Genomic DNA, 25,110 nt, shown 5'->3' with positions numbered 1-25,110 from the left:
TTCTCGGCGCAGTGTGACGCGTGTGACTCGTGATCCCCGGAGTTGCGGGGGTGACTCGCCGCGCCGGCCCCCGGATTGGGGTGGCCCGCGCGGTCGGCGTCGGCCGGACCGGGCGTCAGACGGCGGGCGCGAGCACGAGGTCGTCGCCCGCCGCGGCGAGCAGGACGACCTGGTCGCGGCCCGCGCGGCGGCCCGTCACGGACGGCAGGTCGAGGAGCGCGCGCGGGGCGACGAGGCCCCAGCCGGCGTCCGTGAGGCGGTGCACGAGCTCGCGGCGGGAGAGCCGCCGGGTCGGCTCCTCGGCGAGCGCCCGCACGACGACGAGGTCCATCGGATCCAGCTCCAGCGGCACGCCCGCGAGCCACGCCTCGCCCGTGGCCGGGTCGAGCACGAGGTCGCCCGCGGTGACCATGCTCGGAGCGAGGCCACGTCGGCGGAAGAGCACGCGCAGCGTCTCGACGACCTCCTCGAGGCCGAACGGCTTGGTGACGTAGTCGTCGGCGCCCGCGCCGAAGGCCGCGAGCCGGTCCTCGAGCGAGTCGCGGCCGGTGAGGAACAGCACGGGCGTCGCGACGCCGGCGCGCCGCAGCTCGCCGACCACCTCCACGCCCGAGACATCGGGCAGCGTCATGTCGAGCAGGATCGCGTCGGGCGCGGCCTCGACGGCGGCGTCGATCGCGGCACGGCCGGTGGCGAAGACGCGCACGTCCCAGCCCTCCATCCGCAGCGCGAGCGACAGCAGCTGCGTGATGGGCGCCTCCTCGTCGACCACGAAGACGCGGAGCGCGCGGGGTGCGTCGCCGGGTGCGTCGCCGGGCACGTGCGCGGGCGCCGCCTGCTCGTCGTCGCGTGCGGCGGAGCTCAGGGTGCTGGCCATGCGGATCCTCTTCCGTCGGATGCGCCGCCGGCCCGGGGGGACGGGCCGGCGGCGGATGCTCCTCGCGGAGCGCGCGGCCGGGGGTGGGCCGCACCTCCATCCTCGCGACCGGGGAGCGCCGGGGCATCATCCGCGGGGACCGTCACGGGTAGTCCCTACGGCGCGCACGGGCGCAGCACCGGAGACCGTGAGGAGGCGCACGGCGCGTCCGCAGGGTGACGGCATCGGGCGGCGGGCTGTCGGGCCGGCCAGGGGATCCGCGAGACTGATCCGCACGCCGACCTCACGGATCACCCCGCCCCGGCGTCTACCCGGTGTGGAGATGATGCAGCCGTTCGACAGGGTCGTGACCGAGCACGGCGCCGTGGTGCTCCGCGTGTGCCGGGCGGTGCTCGGCGGGCACGCGGACGCCGAGGACGCGTGGTCGGAGACGTTCCTGTCGGCGCTCCTCGCGTACCCGGGGCTCGGGCCGCGCGCCGACGTGCGCGCCTGGCTCGTCACCATCGCGCACCGCAAGGCCCTCGACGCGATCCGCGCCCGCGGCCGCCGAGCGATCCCCGTCGACGAGGTGCCCGAGCGCGTCTCGGACCTCGGCGTGCCCGACTCCCGCGACCCCGATCTGTGGCGCGCCGTCGCCGCCCTGCCCGAGCGGCAGCGGCTCGCCGTCGCGTACCGGTACCTCGGCGGCCTGCCGCACGCGGAGGTGGCGGCGATCGTCGGCGGGACGCCCGAGGCCGTGCGGCGCGCGGCCGCGGACGGGGTGGCGAGCCTCCGGCGGACGATGGGGGCGGATCCGCCGGGCACCGGTCGCGCTCCCGCACCCACCACGACCCCCGGAGGACGACCGTGACCGATCCCGACGACACCATCCCCTTCCTCGACGCCGCCGCGCTCGAGGCAGCAGACCCGACCGCCCCCGCCCTCGACGCCCTCCGCCTCCGCCTCGCCGACCGGGCCGAGGCCGACGGCGCCCTCGACGTCGGCTTCACCACGATCGACTCCCCCGTCGGCCCGCTGCTGCTCGCCGCCACCGAGCGCGGCCTGATCCGCGTCGCGTACTCCCGCGAGGACCACGACACCGTGCTCGGCGACCTCGCGCGCCGGCTCGGCCCGCGGATCCTGCGCGCCCCGAAGCGCCTGGATGCGGCCGCCCGCGAGCTCGACGAGTACTTCGCCGGCCGCCGCCGCTCCTTCGACCTGCCGCTCGACCGCCGCCTGTCGACCGGCTTCCGCGACCGGGTGCAGCGGCTGCTGCCGGAGATCCCGTACGGGTCCACGCGCACCTACCGCGAGGTCGCCGAGACCGCGGGCAGCCCGGCCGCCACGCGCGCGGTCGGCACGGCGTGCTCGACGAACCCGCTGCCCGTCGTGATCCCCTGCCACCGCGTCCTCCGCTCCGACGGCACGCTCGGCGGCTACATCGGCGGGCTCGCGGCGAAGACGACGCTGCTGGAGCTGGAGGGGCGGATCTGACCGGCATCCCCCATCCGGCGGACGCGACGGCGCGGGCCCGCGCCTAGCGTGAGGGCATGGACGATGCGACGGGCCCCGGCGACCGCGCGACGACGGCCGGAGGCGCCGGCCGGCTGCACGACACCGGGCTCGCCGTCCTCTTCGCGATCGGCGTCGTCATGACGCTCGTCCACGACGATCTGCGTCCCCTCGGGCTCCTGCTGATGGTCGTGAGCGCGGTCGTGTTCCTGGTGTCCACGGTCGTCCGGTGGCGTCGCCGGGGCGCGAGGCGCTGACCGGGCACGTCTGCGGCGTGTACACCCCCTGTGCGGCACGCTTACGGGGCGCCGGGGCCGCGCACTAGATTCCTCGCGCATCCGTCCGCGTCCGCGACCGGGAGACGGGGATCGATCCTCGAACGCCCGCGAAGCCCGGGCGACACCCTTCGAGAGAACAGGATCCCCATGCCAATCAACCGCACACGCTCCACCGCCGCGCGCTCCGCGCTCGCCCTCGGCACGCTCACCGCCGCGCTCGTGCTGTCCCCCGCCGCGGTCTCCGCGGCGCAGGCCGCGCCCGCCCACCACGGCGCGGTCACGGAGACGACCGCGCGAGCGGCGCACTGCTACAGGACCATCGGCGGCGGCCCCGACGATCCCGGCCATGTCGGCGTCCGCATCTCCCACTACTGCGGCGGCCACGGACAGGCCTGAACCCGGCCGCGTGCCCGCGTCCCCCACGAGGCGGACGCGGGCGGGCAGCCCTGCTGCCTAGCGTGAGGGCATGAGCGATCCGACGACGCCCGGCGGCCCCGTCGATCCGCCCGCGGAGGACGACGACGCCGCCGACTCGAACCCGAACATCGCGCTCGGCATCGTCTTCGGGATGCTCGGCCTCGTGCTGATGCTCACCCTCGACGACACGCGAGTCGCCGGGCTGCCGTTCCTGATCCTCGGCGTCACCTTCTTCGTGATGGGCGTGCGCCCTGCCAAGGCGAAGCGCGACGGCCCTGCAGCGGACGGCACCCCGCCCCCGCCGGCGTAGACAGGGTCATGACCACCTCGCCCGACCGCCCGCGCCTGCTGCAGACCGTGCTCGACGCGCCGGATCCGCGTCGCCTCGCCGAGTTCTACCGCGAGCTCCTCGGCTTCCGGTACCGGCCGGGCGACGCGCCCGAGGAGACGGGGCCGGATCCCGACTGGCTGGTGCTCGTCGACGGCGACGGATCCCGCCGCCTCGCCTTCCAGCTCGCGCCCGGCATGCCCGCGCCCCGCTGGCCCAAGGGATCGCCGCCGCAGATGCTGCACCTCGACCTCACCGTCGGATCCGTCGCCGACCTCGAGCGCCAGCGGTCGCGGGCGGTCGCGCTCGGCGCCGCAGTGCTGCAGGACCGGTCGGCGGATGAGGACGAGCCCCTCTACGTGCTGCGGGATCCCGCCGGCCACCCGTTCTGCGTCTTCGTCGCGCCGGAGCCCTCGGGGGCCCAGGACCTCTAGAGCGTCACGGTGTCGTGCGGCTCCACGGTCGACACGATCCCCGGGTGCCGCAGCGTCGCGAAGTAGAGGTCGGTGTGGGCCACGATCTTCGCCGCGCCGATCGCGACGCCCTCGTGCAGCGCATCCGCCGTGGTGTGCGCATCACCGACGAGCGTCACGTCGAACCCGCGTGCGGCGGCGCTCTGCAGCGTCGTGCGCACGCAGTAGTCGGTCTGGGCGCCCGCGACCACGATCCGCGTGGTCCCGAGCCGCGCGAGCACCTCGGCGAGGTCGGTGTCGGCGAAGGAGTCGCGATGCGCCTTCCGCACGAGCGGCTCGCCGGCCGCCCGCGCGAGCGGCGGCACGAGCGCCCAGTCGGGGTCGCCCACCGCGAAGCCGTGGTGGTCCTGGATCCACACCACCGGAGTCCCGTTCGCGCGGGCGCGCCCGACGAGCGACGACGTGCGCGCCACCACCCCGTCGGCGTCGAGGCAGCCGGGCATCACCCCGACCTGGAGATCGATCACGAGGAGGGCCGTGGATGCGGTCATGCGGTGTCGCTCCCGTCTCGTCAGCTGGCTTCGTACGCCGTCGACCGGCTGCGCTCCGCCCACGCGTCGACGTCGGCGCGCAGGTCGTCGAGCGCGCCCGTGACGATCTCGACCGCGTCGCCGCCGAGCAGGAGATAGAAGGGAGCGCCCTGCTCGACCGCGTCCACGAGCACCTTCGCGCCGAGCGCGGGGTCGTTCGGCTGCGTGCCGTCGGTGGTGTCGTTCTCCTTGCGGCGCTTGCCGGCGGTCTCCGCGTAGTCGTCGATCACGGTGGACGACTGCGTGAGCGAGCGGCCGGAGAAGTCGGTGCGGAAGGATCCGGGCGCCACCACCGTCGCGACGATCCCGAGCGGCGCGAGCTCGGTGCGCAGCGCCATGGTCATCTGCTCGATCGCGGCCTTCACGGCGCCGTAGTAGCCGGATCCGGCGCCCGTACGCGCTGCGCCGATGGACGAGAGGTTCACGATCGTGCCGCTGCGGCGCTCGCGCATGCCGGGCAGCACGGCCTTGATCATGCGGACGCTGCCGTGGAACTGGGTGTCGAAGAGGCGCGCGACGTCCTCGTCGTCGCCCTCCTCGACGGCCGCGCGGTAGCCGTAGCCCGCGTTGTTGACGAGCACGTCGACGCCGCCGAACCGGGCCGTGGCCTCGTCGACCGCGAGCGACACCTGCGCGGGATCCGTCACGTCGAGGTCGAGCGCGAGCGCGTGCTCGGGGTACGTGTCGGCGAGGTCCTGCACGTTCGCAGCATCGCGCGCCGTGACGACGACGTCGTGCCCGCGCTCCAGCGCCTCGACCGCGAAGGCGCGCCCGAGTCCCGTGGAGCATCCCGTGATCAGCCAGGTCGTCATGCGCGTTCCTCTTCCTCGTGGATGCGGTGGGGGCGGCCGGTGCGGCGCGGCCCCACCCGAGGTTAGGCGCATCGGCGGGCGGCTGACGGTTGTGATCAAGGTCCTCTTTTACACGTAACACGAGAAAGTCGGGCACAGCAAATTGCTGCGGCGCGCACGATGAGAGCGCACATCTCGTCCTCAGGGCGGCGATCATGAAGAGCTCCCGTACCACGAACCCCATAGAGCATGTATTAACGCAAACGCTCGCGCCGACCGCGGCCACGATGGCCACCAGTCGCTACTGTGAGGCATGCACCTCACGCACCACGCTTCTGCAGACAGCGGCCTAGACCCGGTCGCAATGGCAGCTCTGATCTTGTCCGTATTTGCTCTCTCTGCACAGCTGCTATCCCGCTACCTTGACGGCGGTCGTGTCCGCGTCACACTGAGACCCTTACTCCATGACCCATTCGGTGGCATTGTTCACTCAGTCGACTCGGGAGAGTGGCCCTACCGAACAAAACGAGCTCGCGAATTAAATGAAAGTGCCAATAGAGGCACGGCGGTCGACCTTGCCGAGATTGTTCTCGAGAATGTCGGCCGCTTAGCGATCACCGTCACGTCGATACAAGTAGCCAAGCGCAGCGACGCCCGTCGCCGCTTCAGGCGACAATGGCATCACTTCGGGCTTCCCCCGTACGAACTTACAGACTTCGAGCCCAACCGATTTGTCAGCAGTGTAGACAGCTTCCGCCTCGAGCCCTATTCCCGCATTAGCATTTTGGTAGATCCTTGGCTACTCCTTGCCCCAGGGAGACGCACGAAAGAAGGATTCACAATCCTTCGCGCCACCGCGCAGGTGCCTGGGCGCCGACGAAGCTACTCCTCACCGCGTAGAGCCTGGCGCGTTTTGGACTCCGTCGTCACCTCGATTGAGGCAGCTTCGACCAAACCACTTCAAGCAGTAATCACAAAGGCTATCTTCAGTAGCGACCATCAGCAAACCCTTCGAACTCAACCAAGATGGGAGATGGTTTCGAGCTTAAGCGCAACTATTGCAAGCCAACCATGGCCCACTACCTATACGGCGCAACGCCAATTGGTACGCGAAGCGCTTGACCACTACAATGAACTCCTCGGCGCAGACGATCCTGATCAAACCTTCATTCTGACTCGACTGATCGTCGATGCAATTCGCACCGCTGGCGCCACAATCGAGTGGCCCTCACCTCGACACCCCGGCCCCTAGGAATCTAGACGGCCCGATCTAGGAGTCGACCAGCCGCGTCTGGCGACGGATCCCACCCAATGGAGCCCTTGTTTCACCAGGCGAAGGGCGCGCATGAGACCGAGGCTTGGGGGCACCTTTCCGAGCTCCGATCCTCGTGGCGTGTACTTACAAGCTCTCAGTCGGCGGATCTCTGGACGGCGTCGCGGTCCTCGCACGCGGGTGCAGCGACCCACTGACCATCCGCGAACCGTCCCCCGCATGACCGCACCCTCCACGCCCACCCGCCTCCCGCCCGGAAGTGGCACGATGGGCCGACGATGTTGCCGGGCCCGACCGTCGCATCCGCGAGACGGGGTCCCGGCGCCGCCTCAGGAGGATCACCCGTGCACTGCCCGGATCACGGTCAGATGACGTCCCCGCTCCGCACCGCCGACTCGGCGGCCCGCTCGTGAGCGCGCCGAAGCTGCTGCGCGCGCCCGAGCAGCGGCGCGCCCGCGACGGGATCACCGCGTGGCTGCTCGACGGCCTGCCCGGCGCGTCCGGCGCGCACCCCGGCCCGCACGCCGAGACCGTCGAGAAGACGCACTCGTGGTGGCGTGTCATGTGCCTCACGGGCGTCGACTACTTCTCCACGCTCGGCTACCAGCCCGCCATCGCGGCGGTCGCGGCGGGGCTCCTGTCGCCGCTCGCGACGCTCGTCCTCATCCTCCTGACGCTGCTCGGCGCCCTGCCCGTCTACCGGCGGGTGGCGCGCGAGAGCCCCCGCGGCGAGGGATCCATCGCCATGCTCGAGCGCCTCCTCCCCTGGTGGGGCGGCAAGCTCTTCGTGCTCGTGCTGCTCGGGTTCGCGGCGACCGACTTCCTCATCACCATCACGCTGTCGGCGGCGGACGCGACCGCGCACGCCGTCGAGAACCCGTTCGCCCCGGACTGGTTCCAGGGCAACGAGGTGCTGCTGACCCTGGTGCTGCTGGCCGCGCTCGCGTTCGTGTTCCTGCGCGGCTTCAAGGAGGCGATCTCCATCGCGGTCGTGCTCGTGGGCGCATTCCTCCTGCTCAACGCGATCGTGATCGTCGTCTCCCTCTTCCACGTCGCCGGCAACCTGCAGGTGATCGACGACTGGTGGCTCGCCCTCACGGCGCAGCACGGCAACCCGCTCGTGATGGTGGGCATCGCGCTCATCGTCTTCCCGAAGCTCGCGCTCGGCCTCTCCGGCTTCGAGACGGGCGTCGCGGTGATGCCGCAGGTGCGCGGCGAGGACGACGCTGACGGGGTGCCGCGGGCGCGGATCCACGGCACGAAGCGGCTGCTCGCGACCGCGGCGCTCATCATGAGCGCGTTCCTCATCACGTCGAGCTTCGTGACGACGCTGCTGATCCCGCAGGCCGAGTTCCAGGACGGCGGCAAGGCCAGCGGCCGCGCGCTCGCGTACCTCGCGCACCAGTTCCTCGGCGACGGCTTCGGGACCCTCTACGACATCAGCACGATCTGCATCCTCTGGTTCGCGGGCGCCTCCGCGATGGCCGGGCTCCTCAACATCGTGCCGCGCTACCTGCCGCGCTACGGCATGGCGCCGCACTGGGCCGCGGCTGTCCGCCCGCTCGTGCTCGTGTTCACGGCCATCGCCGTGATCGTGACGCTCGTGTTCCAGGCCGACGTGGACGCGCAGGCCGGCGCCTACGCGACCGGCGTGCTCGTGCTGATCACCTCGGCCTCGGTCGCGGTGACGCTCTCGGCGAGGAAGGCCGGGCAGCGGAAGCGCACGATCGGCTTCGCGGTCATCGCGACGGTGTTCGCGTACACGACCGTCGTCAACGTGATCGAGCGGCCGGACGGCGTGCGGATCGCGGCGCTGTTCATCCTCGGGATCCTCGTGGTCTCGATCGTGAGCCGCGTGCAGCGCTCGTTCCAGCTGCGCGCGACCTCGCTCACGATGGACGAGCAGGCGCGCGCCTTCGTCATCGAGGATGCGGAGGACTACGGGGCGGTGAGCATCATCGCCCACGAGCCGGACGAGCCCGACGAGGCCCTGACCGAGGAGGAGCGCATCGCCGAGTACCGCCGCAAGGCGAGCGACGAGCGCCGCGACAGCGGGATCCCGGCCCGGGCCCCCGTGATCTTCCTCGAGGTGACCCCGGGCGACTCGTCCGAGTTCGAGGAGGACCTCGTGGTGCGCGGCATCGTGCGCTGCGGCTTCCGCGTGCTCCAGGTCACGAGCGGCAACGTCCCCAACACGATCGCCGCGGTGCTCCTCGCGGTGCGCGACCTCACGGGAGTGAAGCCGGGCGTCTACTTCGAGTGGACGGAAGGGTCGCCCGTCGGCAACCTCCTCCGCTTCCTCGTGACGGGCACGGGCGAGGTCGCCCCGGTCACGCGCGAGGTGCTGCGGCGGGCCGAGCCGGTGCGGGCCAGGCGGCCGGATGTGCACGTGAGCTGAGGGACGCACCCCCCTGTGGAGCGATCTTCCGTGACCCGATCATCCGTGTCCTAGCATGCGGGCGATGCCGACCGGCATCCCCGACGAACGGAAACCCCATGCCCATCCGCCGATCCTTCGCCGCCTGCCACCAGACGCGCATCGGCGGCGGAGGCGGCTTCGCGTGGACGGAGCACGCGAATCGCGCATGAGGTCGACGCCATCCCGCATCCTCTACTACCTGACGCTCGCGACGACGGCGACGCTGGGCCTCGTCATGTCGGAGACGGTGTCCCGCGTCATGGCCCTCGGTGCGTGCTGGTATCTCGCGTCCTTCCTCGTCAGCACGCGAGAACGCCGACGAGGGCGGGGTGCCGCGACTCCGGGGCCGGGAAGGTCCACCGTCTACCTCGAGCTGCACCCCCTGATCCTCGCCGTCGCGGGCGTGATCGCCTTCGTCCGACGCGATGACGTGGCGGCGGTGCTGATCACCACGGGGACCGCAGCATGCCTGTCGATCATCCTCGACACGCGTGAAGCACGCGCGTCGGCGGGAGCGCCATCTCCTGGACGAGAGCCCCACCTCCATGGCCTCCGGGATGCCCGGCGATCCCCCCTCGTCCTCGCGGCCGTGTTCCTCATCGCGATCGGAGGTCTCTGCGTGAGCATCCCTGACGATCCCGGCGCGGTCACGGCGGCGGCCAGCGGGGCGTTCGCTGCGCTGCTCCTCCTGACAGCGTTCGGTTTCCCTCATCGACGGCACCGCACCGCGACGACGGGCGCCGGCGCGGACGTCGGCGAGGACTGACAGGAGCGGAGCGCGAGGCTCGCGCCGCGCCCCCGCATTCGCCAGGGGCCCGCATCTCCCCTATCGTTCACCTGAACGATAACGAGGAGGGCCCGTCCCGATGCCATCGATCGTCACCACCCGCACCACGCTCGCCGGCGCCAGCGCGCGCACCATCCGCATCGCCGACCGCCCCGAGCGACCCCGCACCCCGAGCCGCCGCGCCGTCCTCGCGGGCACCGCCGGGATCGCCGGCCTCGGCCTGCTCGCCCTCACCGGATGCAGCACCGGCGCGAGCAGCACGACCATCCCGGAGGCCGCCGCGACCGGCACGCCCGTGCGGGGCGGTCGCCTCCGCGTCGCCCGGCCGGCCGCATCCGCCGCCGAGACCCTCGACTCCGCCAGCTCGCTCTCCGCGTACGAGTACCTGGGCGCCCTCTACAACCGGCTCGTCAAGCTCGACGAGAAGGGCGAGACGATCCCCGACCTCGCGGAGGAGTGGTCGGCGAGCGGCGACGGCGTCACCTGGACCTTCCGGCTCCGCCGCGACGTGCGCTTCCACGACGGCACGCGCTTCACGGCGGCCGACGCGATCGCCTCGATCCAGCACGTCATCGACCCCGCGACGGCGTCCCCGCAGGGCGGCGTGCTCGGCGACATGCTCGACCCGGGCAGCATGTCGGCGCCGGATCCGCACACCCTCGTCTTCCAGCTGAAGACCCCCAACGCCGAGTTCCCGTCGCTGCTCACGGCGTACCAGTGCTACATCGTGCCGGCCGACGCGATCGCGACCATCGGGAGCACCGGCATCGGCACGGGGCCGTTCCGCCTCTCGTCGTTCCACCCGGCGGGATCCGGCAGCGTCGAGGCATTCGAGGACCACTTCGCCGGCCGGCCGGTGCTCGACGGCATCGACTTCTCCTCCATCCAGGACACGACGGCCCGGGTGAACGCGCTGCTCGCCGGGCAGATCGACCTCATCTCGCAGACCAACCTCGACTTCGCCACGGCCCGCGTCGTCTCCGCGTCGAGCCGCGCCACGGTCGCGCGGGTGGAGAACGCGCAGTGGTACACGATCCCGATGCTCGCCACGAGCGCCGAGTTCCAGGATCCGCTCGTGCGCCAGGCGATGAAGCTCGCCTACGACCCCGACCAGATCCTCGCGACCGCGCTGCAGGGCACCGGCACGGCCGGCTGGGACAACCCGGTCCCGCCGTCGCTCGCCGCCTTCGTGGACGTCCACCGCGCCTACGACCCCGACCAGGCGAAGGCGCTGCTCGCGAAGGCGGGCGTCCCGGGGCTCCGGACGACGATCCACACCTCGAGCTACGAGTCGGTGTTCACGCCCATGGCGGTCGCCTACCGCGACCAGGTGAAGGCCGCCGGCATCGACCTCACGGTGACGAACGCCTCCTCCGACTCCTACTACACGGAGATCTGGATGCAGAAGCCGCTGATGGTGAGCTACTGGTTCACCGGCCGGCCCATCGACCAGCTGCTCAACCAGATCTTCCGCACCGGCTCCTCCTACAACGAGAGCGCGTGGTCGAACCCGACCTTCGACGCGCTCCTCGACGACGCCCGCGCCACGATGGACGACGCGAAGCGGCGGATGCTCTACCAGGACGCCCAGCGGATCGTCGTGGAGGACAGCGCCGACATGACCCCGATGTTCGGCGACCGGCTCGTGGGCATCTCGCGCGACGTCGTGAACTACCGCGAGTTCGGCTTCGAGTTCGACCACCTCCAGATCGGATTCCGTCGATGAACATCTCCGCGCAGGTCCTGCGCCGCCTCGGCACCGCGATCCTCACGATCGTGCTCGCGTCGCTGTTCGTGTTCCTCGCGATCCAGCTGCTGCCGGGCGACGTGGCGCAGCAGCTCCTCGGGCAGGACGCGACGCCCGAGGCCGTCGCGACCCTCCGCGAGTCGCTCGGGCTCGACCGGAACGTGTGGCTGCGGTACGGCGACTGGCTGCTCGGCGCCGCCCGCGGGGACTTCGGCACCTCGCTCGTGAGCGGGGATCCGGTCGCGCCGGCCCTGCTCGTCGCCTTCCGCAACAGCATGCTCATCGCGGTGCCGGCGATGCTCGTCGGCGTGACGCTGTCGCTCACCCTCGGCGTCATCGCGGGCGTCCGCCGCGGCCGCACGAGCGACTCGGTCATCAGCATCGTGAGCCTCGTCGTGATGAGCGTCCCCGAGTTCATGGTCGCCACCGTGCTCGTGCTGCTGTTCGCGATCACGATCCCGGTCTTCCCGGCGGTGGTCCTCCGCGGGAGCGACGCCACGGTCGCCGAGCTGCTGCCCTCGGTGTGGCTGCCGGTGATCGTGCTGACGCTCGCCATGGCCGCCTACATCGTGCGCACCATGCGCTCCTCGACCATCGACGTGATGGCCTCCGAGTTCGTCACCACGGCCGAGCTCAAGGGCCTCACCACGCGTCAGGTGGTGTGGCGGCACGCGGTGCCGAGCGCGCTGCTGCCGACGCTCAACGTGGTCGCGCTCAACGTCGCGTGGCTGCTCGGCGGCGTCGTCGTGGTCGAGAACGTCTTCAACTACCCGGGCATGGGGAAGCTCATGCTCGAGTCGGTCTTCACGCGCGACCTGCCGACGATCCAGGCCATCGCGCTGCTGAGCGCCGCCGTGTACGTGGTCTGCAACCTCGCGGCCGACCTCGTCGCGCTCGCGCTGGATCCGCGGCTCCGCACCCGGCAGAGCGCGCGCCGCACCCGGCCCGCCCGATCCGCCGCCCGACCCAGCACCCGACGGAAGGCCCGCGCATGACCGCGACGCCCCTGCCCACCCGCCGAGGCGGACGCCTGCGCGGGTGGACCACCCCGCTCCGAGCGTCGACGGCGCTCTCCGTCGGGCTCGGGATCATCGCGATCCACGTCGTGCTCGCGGTGCTCGCGCCGTGGATCGCCGGGCACGACCCCGTCGCGACCGACTCGACGGACGTGCTCTCCGGCACGACGTGGGCGCACTGGCTCGGCACCGACCAGTACGGCCGCGACGTGCTCTCCCGCGTCCTCAACGGCGGCCGGTATGCGCTCGTCGTCACCTTCCTCGCGACCACGATCGCGGTCGCCGTCGGCACGGTCGTCGGCTGCGTCACGGCGTACGCGGAGGGCTGGCTCGACGAGGTCGTGATGCGGATCGTGGACGCGCTGCTGAGCGTGCCGTCGATCCTCGCGCTGCTCGTGGTGGTGACGGTCTTCGGATCCGGTCTCGGGGTCATCGTGCTCGCGGTGACCGTCGTGTACGCGCCCGCCGTCACGCGCGTGGTGCGTGGCGCCGCGCGGACGGTGATCACGCAGGACTACGTCACGGCGGCACGCGCCCGGGGCGAGCGGCCGCTGAGCATCGTGTTCCGCGAGATCCTCCCGAACGTGCTCGACGTCGTGCTCGTGGAGTACGCGATGCGCGCCTCGTGGATCGTGCTGCTGATCTCCTCGCTCTCCTTCCTCGGCTTCGGCGCGAACCCGCCGACGCCCGACTGGGGGCTCATGGTGCAGGAGAACCGCACCGCCCTCACGGTCGTGCCGCTCGGCACGCTCGCGCCGATCGTGGCGCTCGCGACCCTCGTGGTCGGCCTCAACCTCAGCGCCGACGGGCTCAGCAAGTCGCTCGGCGTCGACCGCGCCCAGAGGGGGATCGCATGATGCCCGGCAACGTCGAGGACACCCTCACCGGACAGGTGCGGCTCGGCACCGTCGTCCGCGTCGCCGACCTCGCCATCTCGTACGCGGCCGGGCGCACCGACGTGCCCGTCGTGCGCGGCGTGAGCTTCGAGATCCGCGCCGGACGCGCGCTCGGGCTCGTCGGGGAGTCGGGCAGCGGCAAGTCCACCGTCGCGCGGACGCTGCTCGCGCACCTGCGCCGCGGATCCCGCATCGTCGGCGGATCCGTCGAGGTCGCCGGCCAGGACGTGTTCGCGCTCTCGCCCGCCGCGACGCGCGAGCTCCGCGGCGGCACCGCCGCGGTCGTCGCGCAGAACGCCGGCCAGGCGCTCACGCCCTCGATGCGCGTGGGCCGCCAGCTCCGCGAGGCGCTCGAGAGCCACGGGCTGCCGAGCGACGATGAGCGGGTCGCGGAGCTGATCCGGCTCGTGCGCCTGCCGGATCCCGCGACCATCGTGCGGCGCTACCCGCACCAGCTCTCCGGCGGGCAGCAGCAGCGCATCGCGATCGCGATGGCCGTCGCCGCGCGCCCCCGCGTGCTCGTGCTCGACGAGCCGACGACCGCCCTCGACGTCGTGACGCAGGCGGCGGTGCTGACCCTGATCCGCGACCTCGCCCGCGAGCTCGGCATGGCGGTGCTGCTCGTCAGCCACGACCTCGGCGTCGTCTCGACGATGGTCGACGAGATCGCCGTGATGCGCGATGGCGTCATCGTGGAGCACCGGCCGACCGCGGAGCTGTTCGCGACGCCCGAGCACGCATACACGCGGGAGCTGCTCGCCGCGATCCCGGGTGGCGCCGGTCCGGTCGCCCCGGCCGACGCCGACGACGCGGTGACCCCGATGGTCGTCGCCGACGGCCTCGTCGTCCGGTATGGCCGCAGCCTGCCGCCCGCGGTGTCCGACGTGTCGTTCACCATCGCGCCGCGCGAGACCCTCGCGGTCGTCGGCGAGTCCGGAAGCGGCAAGACCACGCTCGCCACCGCCCTCGCCGGTCTCGTGCCCACCGAGTCGGGCACGTTCCGCTTCCAGGGCGACGGCGTCTCCGGCGACCTCACCTCGGCGGTCGCCGGCCGCGCGCCCGAGCTGCGGCGCGCGGTGCAGCTCGTGTTCCAGAACGCGGACACCTCGCTCAACCCGCGGCGGACCGTCGGCGCGGCGATCGCCCGGCCACTCAAGCTCTTCACGGGCCGCGCGTCCGCGGAGCGCGTGGGAGAGATCCTCACCGAGGTCGGGCTGTCGCCGGACTTCGCCGCCCGGCTTCCGAGCCAGCTCTCGGGCGGCCAGCGGCAGCGCGTCGGGATCGCCCGGGCGCTGGCGGCAGGGCCGCAGCTCGTGATCGCGGACGAGATCACGACCGCGCTCGACGTGCGCGTGCAGGCCGAGATCCTGGATCTCCTCGCCACCCTGCAGCGCGACAAGGGCCTCAGCTGCCTCTTCATCAGCCACGACCTCGCGGTCGTCCGCGGCGTCGCGGACCGCGTGGCCGTCATGACCGGCGGGCGGATCGTGGAGATCGGCCCGACCGAGCGCGTGTTCCGCGGGCCGAACCACCCGTACACGCGGCAGCTGCTCGCGGCGACCCTCGAACCGGGCGCCACCGAGCTGCCGCGGGTGGAGGACGTGACGGCCACCTGGCGCGACGCCGCCGGTGGCGGGTGGAGGGAGCTCGGCGACGGGCACCGGATCCGGGATTGGGAGGACGCACGATGACCGACGCCGCACGAGGGACGAGCCCGACCGGAGCCGACACCGGGACGTCGGACGGCGTGACGCATCGCGACGTCTGGATCCCGATGCCCGACGGCACCCCCCTGCACGCCCGCATCTGGGCGCCGGCGACCGACGAGCCCGTGCCCGCGCTCCTCGAGTACCTCCCCTACCGGCTCGACGACTGGACCGCCCCGCGCGACAGCGAGCGGCACCCCTGGTACGCGGCGCACGGCTACGCGTCCATCCGCGTCGACATCCGCGGCACGGGATCCTCCGACGGCCTGTTCGTCGACGAGTACTCCGCGCAGGAGCTCGACGACGGCGTCGCGGTGATCGAGTGGATCGCCGCGCAGGACTGGTGCACGGGCGCCGTCGGGATCTTCGGGATCTCGTGGGGCGGCTTCAACGGCCTGCAGCTCGCGGCCCGCGCCCCCGAGGCCCTCAAGGCCGTCGTCACGGTGTGCTCCACCGACGACCGCTTCGACAACGACGTGCACTACATGGGCGGCGCGGTGCTCGGCATCGACATGGCCGCGTGGGGCGCGACGATGTTCGCGTTCAACTCCCGGCCGCCCCGGCCCGAGGTCGTGGGCGCCGGCTGGGTCGAGCGCTGGCGCGAGCGCCTCGAGGCGAACCGGCCGATGACGCCCACCTGGCTCGCGCACCAGGAGCGCGACGACTACTGGCGGCACGGCAGCGTGTCCGAGGACTACTCCTCGATCGACGCCGCGGTGCTCGCCGTCGGCGGGTGGGCGGATCCGTACCGCGACGCCGTCCTGCGCCTCGTCGAGAACCTGTCCTCTCCCGTGAAGGGCATCGTCGGCCCGTGGTCGCACCAGTACCCGGACCGCGGCCTGACGCCGGGCCCGTCGATCGGCTTCCTGCAGGAGACGCTGCGCTGGTGGGACCGCTGGCTGAAGGGCGTCGACACCGGCGTGGAGGCGGATCCCGCGCTCCGCGCCTTCGTCAGCGACTCCGAGCCGCCCGCCACGAGCTACCCCGAGCGCACCGGGCGCTGGGTCGCCGCGGAGTCGTGGCCGCCGCCCGCGTCCGTCGCGGCGCAGCCCGTGCTGCCGCTGTCCGCGTTCCACGGGCCGGCCGCCGCGGGCGACGCCGTCGTGGTGCGCTCGCCCCAGCGCACCGGGCTCGACGCCGGCCGCTTCTTCCCCTTCGGCAACGCGACCGACCTGCCGCCCGACCAGCGCGCGGAGGACGGCCTCTCCGTCTGCTTCGACCTGCTGCTCGACGAGCCGCTCGACGTGCTCGGCAACGTGCTCGTCGACCTCGCGGTCACGAGCGACCTGCCCGACGCGAACCTCGTGGTGCGACTCTGCGACGTGGCGCCCGACGGCGCGTCCACCCTCGTGACGCGCGGCGCGCTCAACCTGAACTCGCGGATCGACCGCTCCCGGAACGACCCGATGGTGCCGGGCTCCGAGCAGGTCGTGCGCGTGGCGCTCGTCTCCACGGGGCACGCGTTCCCGGCCGGGCACCGGCTGCGGATCGCGGTGTCGTCGGCGTACTGGCCGTGGATCTGGCCGCACGCCCGCGAGGCGACCCTCGTCGTCGCGCCCTCCCGCAGCGCCGTGACCCTGCCGGTCTGGACGCGCGCGGAGGACGACGGCGTGCGCTTCGAGGAGGCCGAGCGGTCGACGCCCATCGCGATCGAGCGCATACCCGACGACTCCGGCCTGCCCGAGCGCAGCGTCTCCCACGACGTCGCGACGGGCGAGTGGACGCTCGACGTCGACCCCGGCTACGGCGGATCCCGGATCTACCCCGACGGCCTCGTCTTCACCGAGTCGAGCCGAGAGACGTACCGGATCACCGAGGGCGACCCGACGTCGGCCGTCGCCGAGTCGCGCTGGGCGATCGGCCTCGAGAAGCCCGGCTGGCGCGCGCGCCTGGAGACGACGTCGCGCGTGACGGCCGACGCCGACGCGTTCCGCGTCGTGAACACGCTCAAGGCCTGGGCGCGCGACGGCGGCCCGGATGCGCCCGAGGTGCTCGTGGCCGACCGCGTGTTCGACGACCTCGTGCCGCGGACGTCCGCGTGAGCGCGGGCACCGGGGCGGGCACGACCGCGACCGCGACCGCCGCCCGCCGCGGCGGCAAGCGCGAGAAGCCCGAGGTGCGGCGCGCGATGATCGTCGAGGCCGCGCGCGCGGTGATCCTCCGCCAGGGTCTCACCGCCACCGGCCTCCGCGACATCGCGGCCGAGGGCGGCGTCTCGGTGGGCACGGTGACGTACCACTTCGCGAGCGTGACGGAGATCCTCGACGAGGTCGTCGTGCTCGAGACCGACCGGTTCTACGCGTCGATCGTGGAGGAGGTGGACGCGGATCCGGATCCCGTGCACGGCATCCGCCTGCTGGTCGAGCCGCTCTTCACCGGCGCCGAGGACGCCGAGGCGCACTGGCGGCTCTGGTCGGACTACTGGACCGCCGTCGCGCGCCAGCCCGGCCTGACCGCCGACCGGCTGGAGCGCATCCGCGTGTGGGAGGCGTGCCTCGTCCGCACCATCCGCCGCGGCGTCGAGGGCGGCGCGTTCCGGGCGGTGGACGCGCCCGAGGTCGCGCTCAAGCTCGCGGCCTACAGCGACGGGATCGCGACCCAGCTCTCCCAGAAGGTCCCCGGCCTCGACAACACGCGCGCGCTGGCGTGGATCTGGACCTTCCTCGACGCCGAGCTCGCCGACGGGACGCCGCTCTTCCGCTGAGCCGACGCGGAGACGGCCGTGCCGCCACCGTGTCGCCACCGTGCCGCCACCGTGCCGCCCGCCGCGGAGGCGGGCATGATGGGCGAGGCGACGCGGCCCGAGGGCGCGCGGGACGCCGACCGCCCGCCGAACGCCCGGAGGATCCATGCTCATCGAACCCGTCGACGCCGCCCGCGCGCACGTCAGCAGCCACGTCGACCCGGACGACTTCGACGCGTTCTGGGCCGCCACCCTCGCCGAGGCCGGACGCCACGACCTCGACGTGCGGCTCGCGCCGGTCGACACCGACCTCGCGCTCGTGGACGTGCAGGACGTGACGTTCGCGGGATCCGGCGGCACCGACGTGCGCGCGTGGCTCCGCACCCCGCGCGGCGCGACCGGCCCGCTGCCCACGGTCGTCTCGTACGTCGGCTACGGCGGCGGCCGCGGTCGCGCCGAGGAGACGCTGATCTACGCGGCCGCCGGCTACGCGCACCTGCAGATGGACACGCGCGGCCAGGGCTCGTACTGGAGCGCCGGCGACACCGCCGACCACGGCGAGGCCGGACCCGCGATCCCCGGCTTCATGACCCGCGGCATCGCGTCGCGCGACACCTACTACTACCGCCGCCTCTTCACCGACGCGGTGCGCGCGGTCGACGTGGCGCGCTCGCTCGACGTCGTGGATCCGTCGCGCATCGCCGTGCAGGGCGGCAGCCAGGGCGGCGGCATGGCGCTCGCGGTCGCCGGCCTCCGCGACGACATCGCGGCCGTCTCCGCCTACGTGCCCTTCCTCTGCGACATCGAGCGCGCCACCCACATCACCGACGCGTACCCGTACCACGAGGTCGTCGACTACCTGAAGACGCACCGGGGTCGCGGCGAGGACGTGCACGCGGTGCTGCGGTACTTCGACGGCGTCGCGTTCTCGCGTCGCGCCACCGCGCCCGCCCGGTTCTCGGTGGGCCTGATGGACGCGACCTGCCCGCCCTCCACCGTCTACGGCGCCTTCAACGCGTACGCGGGCGAGAAGGAGATCGTCGAGTGGGAGTACAACGGCCACGACGGCGGCGGCATCGACGACGAGCTCGGGACGCTCGCGTTCCTGCGGCGTCGGATGGGCTGAGGCCGGCCCGGCGACGACCGCGGACGACGCACGGGGATCGGCACGGGGATGGGGGCGCGAACCGCCCCGCTGTCGGCCGTTCCGCGTAACCTGGGAGCACCTCGCCGGTGGAGCGAGCGGACCGGGAGGACATCATGCCCCGGCCCCGCATCCGCCCCGCGAAGCCCTCCAAGCCGGGCGCCCCGCCGCCGTCCGTGGCCGCCCGCGTCGCCGCGGATCCGGCGCAGAAGGAGGTGCTCGTCGAGGAGTCGCTGCTGCTCGTCGGCGTCGCGCTCCGCATCCAGATGGTCAACCTCATCATCCTGCGCACGCTGCGGGAGCGCCGCCCGTACGACGAGGAGTCGCTCATCGAGGCGCTCCGCGGCGAGCTGGCCGAGCTCATCGGCGAGAAGCGCGGCGAGGCGGAGCGGCTGCGCATGGCCCGCGACCGCGCGGCGCTGCGCGACGGCAAGGGACGCCGGCCCGACGACTACCGCGAGGGCGACGTGCCGGGGCTCCGGCTGCGCGCCGAGATCGCGGAGGAGATCGTCGAGCGGCTGGGCGCGCTCTCGCGCGACCCGGAGGCGCTCCGCGAGGTGCTGGTGATCGCGCGCGACGCGGCGCTCGAGCAGATCGTGCGCGCCCGCCTCTCCCCGCAGCTGCTGCCCGGCGCGTTCCCCGAGGAGGGCCGCGACGACCGCGTCGACGAGCTGCGCGCCGAGCTGGCGCGGCTGGCGGCGGATCGGGAGCGCGAGGCCGAGCGCGCGGAGGCACGGGATGCGGGCCGGACGCGCGTGCGCTCCGGCGGCCGCGGGCGCGCGCAGAAGGTCTGACGCCCGGCGCCTCCCCGCCTCAGCGGCCGGGCGGCCCGCCGCCTCAGGGCGCGAGCGCGAACCGCGGCTCGACGCGCTCGCCGGTCGCCGCGTCCGCCGCGAGGCTGCCGATGAGCGGCGCGAACTTGGCGCCGTGGCCGGAGCACGGCGAGACGATCGTGATCCCGTCCACCCGGTCGATCACGAAGTCCTCGCTCGGCGTGCTCGTGAACAGGCACGTCGCCTCCGCGTACGGCACGGGCTCGACGCCCGGCAGGTTGCGGCGCACCCAGTCGACGACGCGGGCGCGGTTGGCCGGATCCACGACGCCGTCCTGGTGCGCGGCCGACGGGATCACGCGCCCGCCGTCGAACTCGGCGACCTTGTGGCCGCGGTGGTCGGCATCGCGGCCGCCGGGCAGCGCGTAGACCTGCATGCGCTCGTCCATGTGGATGGAGGTCGGCACGGATCGCGCAGGCGGGCCGTCCATGTAGGCACCCTGCCGGTACGGACTCTGCCGATACGGGAAATGGAACACCTGCTCCTGCCGCACGCGCAGCGGCGGGATGCGGTCGAGCGCGGCACGCGGCAGCGGCAGCGCCCCGCCGAGCAGCTCGGGCAGCCAGGCGCCGGCGCCCACGACCACGCTGTCGCCCTCGACCCGGCGGCCGTCATCGGAGGTCACGGCGAAGCCCGCGCCGATCCGCTCGACGGACGCCGCCTCCCAGCCCTCGTGCACGACGGCGCCGTGCCCGACGGCGAGGTCGAGCATCGTGCGCACGGCGGTCTCGGCGTCGACCACTCCCGCGGCCGGGTGGAACAGCACGTCGGAGTCGAAGGACATCTCCGGCCAGCGGTCCTCGGCCTCGCGTGCGCCCATCAGCTCGTGCTCGATGCCGACGCGCTCGAGCACGCGCGCGAGCTCGGCGGGGCGGCGCACGAGGCCGGAGTCGACGGATCCGGTCGGGGTCACGAGCCGCGCGCCCGTGGTGCGCTCGAGCCGGTCCCAGAGCACGCGGGCGTCGCGTACCAGGCGCACGTAGAAGGGGTCGTCGTAGGCGTAGCGGAGGATGCGCGCGGATCCGTGCGAGCTGCCGAGCATTCCCGCCGGCCGGTCGCGCTCCAGCACCGTGACCTCGTGCCCGCGGCTCGCGAGCTGCCAGGCGGTGGCCGCCCCCGCGAGCCCCGCGCCGATGACGACATGGTGCGATGCGCGCCCGCGCCCGGTGGATCCCGCCATGCCCCCAGGCTACGTGCGCGTACCGCGCGCGACCGGGCCGGGCGGGAGGCCGTAAGCGGTGGGGTCGGCAGCTACCCTGTCGCGGTGATCCCCCCTCCCACCGGGTCGTCCGCATGACTGGCGCCAAGCCCACGGCTGCCGTCTACGTCGACGGCTTCAACCTCTACCGCCGGCTGCTGACGCGCGAACCGTCGCTGAAGTGGCTGGATGTCGCTGCCCTGTGCGACCTGCTGCTCCCGTCGTTCGACGTCGTCCGCGTCCGGTACTTCACCGCGCTCATCCGGGCCACGGCGGGGACGGACCCTCGGAGCCCCATCCGTCAGCAGGCCTACGTGCGCGCTCTCCGCACCTCGCCGAGGGTCTCCGTCCACCTCGGCACGTTCCGGGTGGACAAGCGGACGATGCCCGTCCATCCGGTCCGGTTCGATGCTGACGGCGCGCTCGTCAAGGTCAACGTGCGGAAGACCGAGGAGAAGGGCTCGGATGTGAACCTCGCCGCCCACATGCTGGTCGACGCCTTCCGCCGAGTCTCCGACGTGTGCTTCTTGCTGTCCAACGACTCGGACTTCACCGACGCCTTCCGCCTCGTCCGAGACGAGGCGGGTACCGACATCGGTCTCATCTCACCGACGGACCGCCCCTCCGCGTCGCTGCTCGGCGTCGGGCCCTCGCACATCAGGAAGATCCGACGCGGGGCGCTCGAGCGATCGCAGTTTCCGGACACCATCGGCGACTCGGTCGGAGAGGTCCACCGACCGGAAGCGTGGCGGGAAATAGCTGAGGCTCCTTCCGGGGAAGGAGCCTCGCGCCCGGAAGCCGAAGCGACCGGGGGTGTGAACCCATGTTAGCGGACCGCCGCTCTCGTTGAGCGGAGCTGCCCGGCGACAAGTCCGGCCGTGGACGCGCTCCGACTCAGTCGAGCACGATCCCGACGATCATGGCCAGCATCCCGACGATGGCGAAGGGCAGGGCCGCGAGGTACATGGACCTCGGCGCCGGCTCGTTCGTGCGGGAGGTGTGGTTCAGCGTGCGGAAGAGGCCCACCCCCATCCCGATGAGGCACACGATCGTCACGACCTGCAGCACCTTCTCCACGACGTCAGGCACGGGTCCGCCTCCGCAGCCGGACCGCGCGGACGACCGCCCATCCCAGTCCCGCGAGGCCGAGGCTCGCGAAGAGGCACGCGCCGAACCAGGCGGGCGTCCCGCCCGCACGACCGCTCGGCGTGGACAGGTCGGGGACGAGCCCCACGATCAGCAGACCCAGCATCAGCGTGAAGGCGGCGATGCCCGCGAGCGTCCGGACCCGGGCCGCCTCGGCGTCGTGGTCGCGCATGCCGTCCCCCTCGCGTGGTCGCGCCCGGTGCCGGCCGCTCCCCCCATCGTGCCCGACGCGTGGAGGTCCGTCGCACGGGTCCCGCGTCAGCGACCCAGGAGCGCCTCGAAGGCCGGGAGCGCCTCTGCCGCCGGGGGCAGGGCCGCGATCTGGTCGCGGATCCGGCCGGCCGCGTCCGCGAAGGACGGCTCGTCCCGGATCCCGCGGACCGCGTCGGCGATCTCCTGGGGCGTCGCCGTCGCCGCGTCCAGCATGCGGCCGACCCCGAGCTGCGCGATCCGCTCGCCGTTCAGCCGCTGGTCGGCGCCCATGGGCAGCACGACGAGCGGGACGCCGGCGGCGAGCGCGCCGGCGACCGTCCCGGATCCGCCGTGCGTGATCACGACGTCCACGCGATCCAGCACCGCGCCCTGGGGCACGTAGTCCTCGAGGCGGCGGCGCGGGGTCGCGCCGGGGAAGGCGGCGGGATCCACGCAGGGCCCGACCGTCGCCAGCACCCGCGCCTCGGTGGTCGCGAGGCCGTCGAGGATGCGGTGCAGCAGGTCCCCCGAGCGCGTGTTGAACTGCGTGCCGAGGGTCGCGTAGACGCGCCAGGGCTCGTCGCCGGCGGCGAGCCAGCGCACGGCGGGGTGGTCGTCTCCCGTCTCGGGGGCCTCCGGTCGCACCCGCAGCACGGATCGGGGCGCCGGCTCGGCGCCGGACGCCGCGCCCTGCCCCGCACCGGCCACGGACTCCGGGAACGGCACGACGAGGAGGTCGCCCGCGAGCATGGCGAGCCCGGGATCCGGCGCGAGCCCCGCCTCGGCCCGCAGCGCATCCAGCGCGTGCGCCACCGACGGCCGCCAGCCCGCGTACGCCGAGGCGGTCACCTCCACCACGACGACCGGCACCCCCGCGCGCTCCGCGGCCACCATCGCGCCGAAGTCGAACTCGTCGCAGACGACGAGGGACGGGGCCCAGTCGGCGATGGCATCGTCCACGCTCCGCGCGACCGTCCGCGCCGCCTCGCCCAGGAACACCTCCTCCACCCGCGCGTACGGCCGCCGCGGATCCGCGACCACGAGGCGGCCGGTGCCCCGCTCGGTGCGCGCCGCCCCGGTGTCGCTCGGGAACAGGGGCGCGAAGTCCGCCCGCCCCGCCACGTTCTCGCGCGGCCCGGCGAGGGCCGTCTCGTGACCCCGCGCGCGTGCGGCGCGGGCGAAGGGCAGCAGGGGGTTCAGGTGGCCCTGACCGCGCGCGAAGGAGAACAGGATCCGGAGCGGAAGGGGCATGGCACCACGATCGCCCGTGCTCGCGGACACGGGAGCACCCTCTCCACATCGGCTCGCCGTCCGCGCGTCCGGGAGACTGGACGCATGTCCTCCCCCGTCACGCTCACCGCCCGCGCGCTCCTCCTCGACATGGACGGGACGCTCGTCGACTCGACCGCGCTCGTCGAGGAGATCTGGACGATGCTCGCCGTGCGCTTCGGCCACGACCCGGCCGACCTCCTGCGGCGGATCCACGGCGTGCGCGCCGCCGACAGCATCGCCCGGTTCGCGCCCGCCGGCAGCGACGTGCCCGCCCTCCTCGCCGAGCTCGACCGCCTCGAGCTCGACGGGAGCCCGGCGACCGTCGAGATCCCCGGCGCCCGCGAGCTCGTGGCCGGGCTGCCGGCCGGATCCCACGCCCTCGTCACGAGCGCCGGCCGCGAGCTCGCGCGCGCCCGCCTCACCGGCGCCGGCGTCCGCGTGCCCGACCTGCTCGTCACCGCCGAGGACGTGGCCAACGGCAAGCCGCATCCCGACGGCTACCTGCTCGCAGCGGAGCGCCTGGGTGTCGACCCCGCGGACGCGATCGTCTACGAGGACGCCGAGGCGGGGATCCGCGCGGGCCTCGCCGCGGGCATGCGCGTGGTCGTCGTCGGCGACCACGCGAGCGACACGACCGTCGGCCTCCCCCGCGTGCGCGACCACCGCGGCACGACGGTAGAGGTCCGCGACGGGATCCTGACGCTCACGCTGCCGGGCGCCTGACGCCGGCCGCCAGCCGCCGGCCGCCGGGCGCTCCCCTGCGCATCAGCTCGGAGCGACCTGCGCGGAGCCCTCGATTAGGCCACCCGGCCGAATCCAGCGATACGGTCTCCCCATGACCTCCCGCTCCCGCATCCGCTCCCGCAGGGCCGCCTCGTGAGGTGGCTCCTCCTCGGCGCCGCCATCGTCTCCGAGGTGGTCGCCTCGCTCGCCCTGCAGGCCGCCGTCGAGGTGCCCGGCTGGTACGCGCTCGTCGTCGCCGGCTACCTCACCGCGTTCTGGTTCCTCACCCGCGTGCTCAAGGCGGGCATGGCCGTGGGCGTCGCCTACGGGATCTGGGGCGCGTCCGGCGTCGCGCTCACCGCGATCGGCGCGACGGTGCTGTTCGGGCAGCCGCTGACCGGCCTCATGATCCTCGGCCTCGTGCTCATCGTCGGGGGCGTCCTGCTCGTCGAGCTCGGCTCGCAGCGCGCGCACGCGACCCGCGCGGCCGCCGCCGCCAGCGCGACCGCCGCCGAGGCAGCCGCGCCCGCCCACGTGACCCCGACCGGCGAGGCCCGCTGATGGCCTGGCTGCTGCTCGCGATCGCCATCGTCACCGAGGTCGCCGCGACCATCTCCCTCAAGCTCGCGACCGACGGCCGGAAGCGCTGGTACGCGGTGGTCGCGGTCGGCTACGTGACCGCGTTCTCGATGCTCGCCGGCGCGCTCTCGCTCGGCCTCCCCATCGGCGTCGCCTACGGGATCTGGGCTGCCACCGGTGTGGCCCTCACGGCGATCCTCGGCCGCGTGCTCTTCCGGGACCCGCTGACGCGCACGATGCTCGCGGGCATCGCCCTCATCATCGGCGGCGTGCTGCTCATCGAGCTCGGGCACTGACGGCGGCGCGACCGG

The 25,110-nt window shown here is 73.2% G+C and carries 27 protein-coding genes; 20 read left to right on the top strand and 7 right to left on the bottom strand.

Features of this window, described 5'->3' with window-relative positions:
* Positions 1-115: 115 nt before the first annotated feature.
* Positions 116-877 (bottom strand): response regulator transcription factor, encoded by a 762-nt coding sequence (locus JOE38_RS11540; RefSeq protein ID WP_204576414.1) that lies wholly within the window; start codon positions 875-877, stop codon positions 116-118.
* A 325-nt stretch (positions 878-1,202) separates the two neighbouring features.
* On the opposite strand from JOE38_RS11540, the gene JOE38_RS11535 reads away from it, so the two are divergent.
* From JOE38_RS11535 to JOE38_RS11510, 6 genes are all read left to right on the top strand, one after another.
* Complete coding sequence (locus JOE38_RS11535; protein WP_204577192.1) at positions 1,203-1,727, top strand: RNA polymerase sigma factor; 525 nt, start codon at positions 1,203-1,205, stop codon at positions 1,725-1,727.
* Positions 1,724-2,350, top strand: coding sequence for a methylated-DNA--[protein]-cysteine S-methyltransferase (locus tag JOE38_RS11530; protein WP_204576413.1), 627 nt, complete (start codon positions 1,724-1,726; stop codon positions 2,348-2,350). Before JOE38_RS11535 ends, JOE38_RS11530 begins: the two co-directional genes overlap by 4 nt.
* Positions 2,351-2,406: 56 nt before the next feature.
* Complete coding sequence (locus JOE38_RS11525) at positions 2,407-2,625, top strand: hypothetical protein (protein ID WP_204576412.1); 219 nt, start codon at positions 2,407-2,409, stop codon at positions 2,623-2,625.
* Between the two features lie 168 nt (positions 2,626-2,793).
* Complete coding sequence (locus JOE38_RS11520; protein WP_204576411.1) at positions 2,794-3,042, top strand: hypothetical protein; 249 nt, start codon at positions 2,794-2,796, stop codon at positions 3,040-3,042.
* 70 nt (positions 3,043-3,112) lie between these two features.
* Entirely contained in the window at positions 3,113-3,373 is a 261-nt protein-coding gene (locus tag JOE38_RS11515; protein WP_194683776.1) for a hypothetical protein, read from the top strand.
* A gap of 8 nt (positions 3,374-3,381) precedes the next feature.
* On the top strand, positions 3,382-3,825 hold the full coding sequence (locus JOE38_RS11510; RefSeq protein ID WP_043582990.1) for a VOC family protein: 444 nt from the start codon (positions 3,382-3,384) through the stop codon (positions 3,823-3,825).
* Here JOE38_RS11510 and JOE38_RS11505 read toward each other — a convergent pair.
* A complete protein-coding gene (locus JOE38_RS11505) occupies positions 3,822-4,355 on the bottom strand; it encodes an isochorismatase family protein (RefSeq protein WP_204576410.1) in 534 nt (177 codons plus the stop codon). The two genes, JOE38_RS11510 and JOE38_RS11505, sit on opposite strands and share 4 nt — an antisense overlap.
* Before the next feature lie 20 nt (positions 4,356-4,375).
* Entirely contained in the window at positions 4,376-5,206 is an 831-nt protein-coding gene (locus tag JOE38_RS11500; RefSeq protein WP_204576409.1) for an oxidoreductase, read from the bottom strand.
* A gap of 1,661 nt (positions 5,207-6,867) precedes the next feature.
* On the opposite strand from JOE38_RS11500, the gene JOE38_RS11495 reads away from it, so the two are divergent.
* The 10 genes from JOE38_RS11495 to JOE38_RS11450 all read left to right on the top strand — a co-directional run bounded on the left by JOE38_RS11495 (position 6,868) and on the right by JOE38_RS11450 (position 19,650).
* Positions 6,868-8,856, top strand: coding sequence for an amino acid transporter (locus JOE38_RS11495; protein WP_204576408.1), 1,989 nt, complete (start codon positions 6,868-6,870; stop codon positions 8,854-8,856).
* A gap of 64 nt (positions 8,857-8,920) precedes the next feature.
* Positions 8,921-9,643 (top strand): hypothetical protein, encoded by a 723-nt coding sequence (locus JOE38_RS11490; RefSeq protein WP_239544818.1) that lies wholly within the window; start codon positions 8,921-8,923, stop codon positions 9,641-9,643.
* Between the two features lie 100 nt (positions 9,644-9,743).
* On the top strand, positions 9,744-11,390 hold the full coding sequence (locus JOE38_RS11485) for an ABC transporter substrate-binding protein (protein WP_204576407.1): 1,647 nt from the start codon (positions 9,744-9,746) through the stop codon (positions 11,388-11,390).
* Positions 11,387-12,406 (top strand): ABC transporter permease, encoded by a 1,020-nt coding sequence (locus tag JOE38_RS11480; protein WP_204576406.1) that lies wholly within the window; start codon positions 11,387-11,389, stop codon positions 12,404-12,406. Before JOE38_RS11485 ends, JOE38_RS11480 begins: the two co-directional genes overlap by 4 nt.
* The gene (locus JOE38_RS11475; RefSeq protein WP_204576405.1) at positions 12,403-13,284 is read left to right on the top strand and encodes an ABC transporter permease; all 882 of its coding nucleotides are present in this window, start codon (positions 12,403-12,405) and stop codon (positions 13,282-13,284) included. Before JOE38_RS11480 ends, JOE38_RS11475 begins: the two co-directional genes overlap by 4 nt.
* Entirely contained in the window at positions 13,281-15,014 is a 1,734-nt protein-coding gene (locus JOE38_RS11470; protein ID WP_204576404.1) for a dipeptide ABC transporter ATP-binding protein, read from the top strand. Before JOE38_RS11475 ends, JOE38_RS11470 begins: the two co-directional genes overlap by 4 nt.
* Positions 15,011-17,071, top strand: coding sequence for a CocE/NonD family hydrolase (locus JOE38_RS11465; protein WP_204576403.1), 2,061 nt, complete (start codon positions 15,011-15,013; stop codon positions 17,069-17,071). Before JOE38_RS11470 ends, JOE38_RS11465 begins: the two co-directional genes overlap by 4 nt.
* On the top strand, positions 17,068-17,733 hold the full coding sequence (locus JOE38_RS11460) for a TetR/AcrR family transcriptional regulator (protein WP_204576402.1): 666 nt from the start codon (positions 17,068-17,070) through the stop codon (positions 17,731-17,733). The genes JOE38_RS11465 and JOE38_RS11460 overlap by 4 nt, the downstream gene beginning before the upstream one ends.
* A gap of 145 nt (positions 17,734-17,878) precedes the next feature.
* Positions 17,879-18,838 carry an acetylxylan esterase gene (locus JOE38_RS11455; protein ID WP_204576401.1) on the top strand — a complete coding sequence of 320 codons (960 nt, stop codon included), beginning with the start codon at positions 17,879-17,881 and terminating at the stop codon, positions 18,836-18,838.
* A 134-nt stretch (positions 18,839-18,972) separates the two neighbouring features.
* On the top strand, positions 18,973-19,650 hold the full coding sequence (locus JOE38_RS11450; RefSeq protein WP_239544817.1) for a hypothetical protein: 678 nt from the start codon (positions 18,973-18,975) through the stop codon (positions 19,648-19,650).
* Between the two features lie 43 nt (positions 19,651-19,693).
* Here JOE38_RS11450 and JOE38_RS11445 read toward each other — a convergent pair whose 3' ends face one another.
* Complete coding sequence (locus JOE38_RS11445; RefSeq protein WP_204576399.1) at positions 19,694-20,869, bottom strand: FAD-dependent oxidoreductase; 1,176 nt, start codon at positions 20,867-20,869, stop codon at positions 19,694-19,696.
* 113 nt (positions 20,870-20,982) lie between these two features.
* Here JOE38_RS11445 and JOE38_RS11440 point away from each other — a divergent pair, with 113 nt between their 5' ends.
* Entirely contained in the window at positions 20,983-21,717 is a 735-nt protein-coding gene (locus JOE38_RS11440; RefSeq protein WP_204576398.1) for an NYN domain-containing protein, read from the top strand.
* 64 nt (positions 21,718-21,781) lie between these two features.
* Here the strand turns inward: JOE38_RS11440 and JOE38_RS11435 are convergent, their stop codons facing one another.
* The 3 genes from JOE38_RS11435 to JOE38_RS11425 form a co-directional block, all read right to left on the bottom strand.
* Positions 21,782-21,976: a hypothetical protein gene (locus JOE38_RS11435; RefSeq protein ID WP_204576397.1), complete on the bottom strand. Its 195-nt coding sequence runs from the start codon at positions 21,974-21,976 to the stop codon at positions 21,782-21,784.
* Positions 21,969-22,205, bottom strand: a complete 237-nt coding sequence (locus JOE38_RS11430; protein ID WP_204576396.1) for a hypothetical protein — start codon at positions 22,203-22,205, stop codon at positions 21,969-21,971. Before JOE38_RS11430 ends, JOE38_RS11435 begins: the two co-directional genes overlap by 8 nt.
* An 86-nt stretch (positions 22,206-22,291) precedes the next feature.
* Positions 22,292-23,476: a glycosyltransferase gene (locus tag JOE38_RS11425; RefSeq protein WP_204576395.1), complete on the bottom strand. Its 1,185-nt coding sequence runs from the start codon at positions 23,474-23,476 to the stop codon at positions 22,292-22,294.
* A gap of 84 nt (positions 23,477-23,560) precedes the next feature.
* On the opposite strand from JOE38_RS11425, the gene JOE38_RS11420 reads away from it, so the two are divergent.
* The 3 genes from JOE38_RS11420 (at position 23,561) to JOE38_RS11410 (ending at position 25,095) form a co-directional block, all read left to right on the top strand.
* On the top strand, positions 23,561-24,220 hold the full coding sequence (locus JOE38_RS11420; protein WP_204576394.1) for an HAD-IA family hydrolase: 660 nt from the start codon (positions 23,561-23,563) through the stop codon (positions 24,218-24,220).
* A 153-nt stretch (positions 24,221-24,373) separates the two neighbouring features.
* Positions 24,374-24,781, top strand: coding sequence for a DMT family transporter (locus tag JOE38_RS11415; protein ID WP_204576393.1), 408 nt, complete (start codon positions 24,374-24,376; stop codon positions 24,779-24,781).
* Positions 24,781-25,095 carry a DMT family transporter gene (locus tag JOE38_RS11410; RefSeq protein ID WP_079530964.1) on the top strand — a complete coding sequence of 105 codons (315 nt, stop codon included), beginning with the start codon at positions 24,781-24,783 and terminating at the stop codon, positions 25,093-25,095. The genes JOE38_RS11415 and JOE38_RS11410 overlap by 1 nt, the downstream gene beginning before the upstream one ends.
* Positions 25,096-25,110 lie beyond the last annotated feature (15 nt).

It is taken from the genome of Clavibacter michiganensis, assembly GCF_016907085.1.
Lineage (GTDB): Bacteria > Actinomycetota > Actinomycetes > Actinomycetales > Microbacteriaceae > Clavibacter > Clavibacter michiganensis_O.
The sequence above is the reverse complement of the archived record's forward strand: the minus strand, read 5'-3'. Positions and strand labels throughout refer to the sequence as shown.

Excerpts from the sequence above, each read along its gene's own strand:
- JOE38_RS11540 (WP_204576414.1), bottom strand. The coding sequence starts at position 877 with ATGGCCAGCACCCTGAGCTCCGCCGCACGCGACGACGAGCAGGCGGCG.
- JOE38_RS11535 (WP_204577192.1), top strand. The coding sequence starts at position 1,203 with ATGCAGCCGTTCGACAGGGTCGTGACCGAGCACGGCGCCGTGGTGCTC.
- JOE38_RS11525 (WP_204576412.1), top strand. The coding sequence starts at position 2,407 with ATGGACGATGCGACGGGCCCCGGCGACCGCGCGACGACGGCCGGAGGC.
- JOE38_RS11520 (WP_204576411.1), top strand. The coding sequence starts at position 2,794 with ATGCCAATCAACCGCACACGCTCCACCGCCGCGCGCTCCGCGCTCGCC.
- JOE38_RS11515 (WP_194683776.1), top strand. The coding sequence starts at position 3,113 with ATGAGCGATCCGACGACGCCCGGCGGCCCCGTCGATCCGCCCGCGGAG.
- JOE38_RS11510 (WP_043582990.1), top strand. The coding sequence starts at position 3,382 with ATGACCACCTCGCCCGACCGCCCGCGCCTGCTGCAGACCGTGCTCGAC.
- JOE38_RS11505 (WP_204576410.1), bottom strand. The coding sequence starts at position 4,355 with ATGACCGCATCCACGGCCCTCCTCGTGATCGATCTCCAGGTCGGGGTG.
- JOE38_RS11500 (WP_204576409.1), bottom strand. The coding sequence starts at position 5,206 with ATGACGACCTGGCTGATCACGGGATGCTCCACGGGACTCGGGCGCGCC.
- JOE38_RS11490 (WP_239544818.1), top strand. The coding sequence starts at position 8,921 with ATGCCGACCGGCATCCCCGACGAACGGAAACCCCATGCCCATCCGCCG.
- JOE38_RS11485 (WP_204576407.1), top strand. The coding sequence starts at position 9,744 with ATGCCATCGATCGTCACCACCCGCACCACGCTCGCCGGCGCCAGCGCG.
- JOE38_RS11480 (WP_204576406.1), top strand. The coding sequence starts at position 11,387 with ATGAACATCTCCGCGCAGGTCCTGCGCCGCCTCGGCACCGCGATCCTC.
- JOE38_RS11475 (WP_204576405.1), top strand. The coding sequence starts at position 12,403 with ATGACCGCGACGCCCCTGCCCACCCGCCGAGGCGGACGCCTGCGCGGG.
- JOE38_RS11470 (WP_204576404.1), top strand. The coding sequence starts at position 13,281 with ATGATGCCCGGCAACGTCGAGGACACCCTCACCGGACAGGTGCGGCTC.
- JOE38_RS11465 (WP_204576403.1), top strand. The coding sequence starts at position 15,011 with ATGACCGACGCCGCACGAGGGACGAGCCCGACCGGAGCCGACACCGGG.
- JOE38_RS11455 (WP_204576401.1), top strand. The coding sequence starts at position 17,879 with ATGCTCATCGAACCCGTCGACGCCGCCCGCGCGCACGTCAGCAGCCAC.
- JOE38_RS11450 (WP_239544817.1), top strand. The coding sequence starts at position 18,973 with ATGCCCCGGCCCCGCATCCGCCCCGCGAAGCCCTCCAAGCCGGGCGCC.
- JOE38_RS11445 (WP_204576399.1), bottom strand. The coding sequence starts at position 20,869 with ATGGCGGGATCCACCGGGCGCGGGCGCGCATCGCACCATGTCGTCATC.
- JOE38_RS11440 (WP_204576398.1), top strand. The coding sequence starts at position 20,983 with ATGACTGGCGCCAAGCCCACGGCTGCCGTCTACGTCGACGGCTTCAAC.
- JOE38_RS11430 (WP_204576396.1), bottom strand. The coding sequence starts at position 22,205 with ATGCGCGACCACGACGCCGAGGCGGCCCGGGTCCGGACGCTCGCGGGC.
- JOE38_RS11425 (WP_204576395.1), bottom strand. The coding sequence starts at position 23,476 with ATGCCCCTTCCGCTCCGGATCCTGTTCTCCTTCGCGCGCGGTCAGGGC.
- JOE38_RS11420 (WP_204576394.1), top strand. The coding sequence starts at position 23,561 with ATGTCCTCCCCCGTCACGCTCACCGCCCGCGCGCTCCTCCTCGACATG.
- JOE38_RS11410 (WP_079530964.1), top strand. The coding sequence starts at position 24,781 with ATGGCCTGGCTGCTGCTCGCGATCGCCATCGTCACCGAGGTCGCCGCG.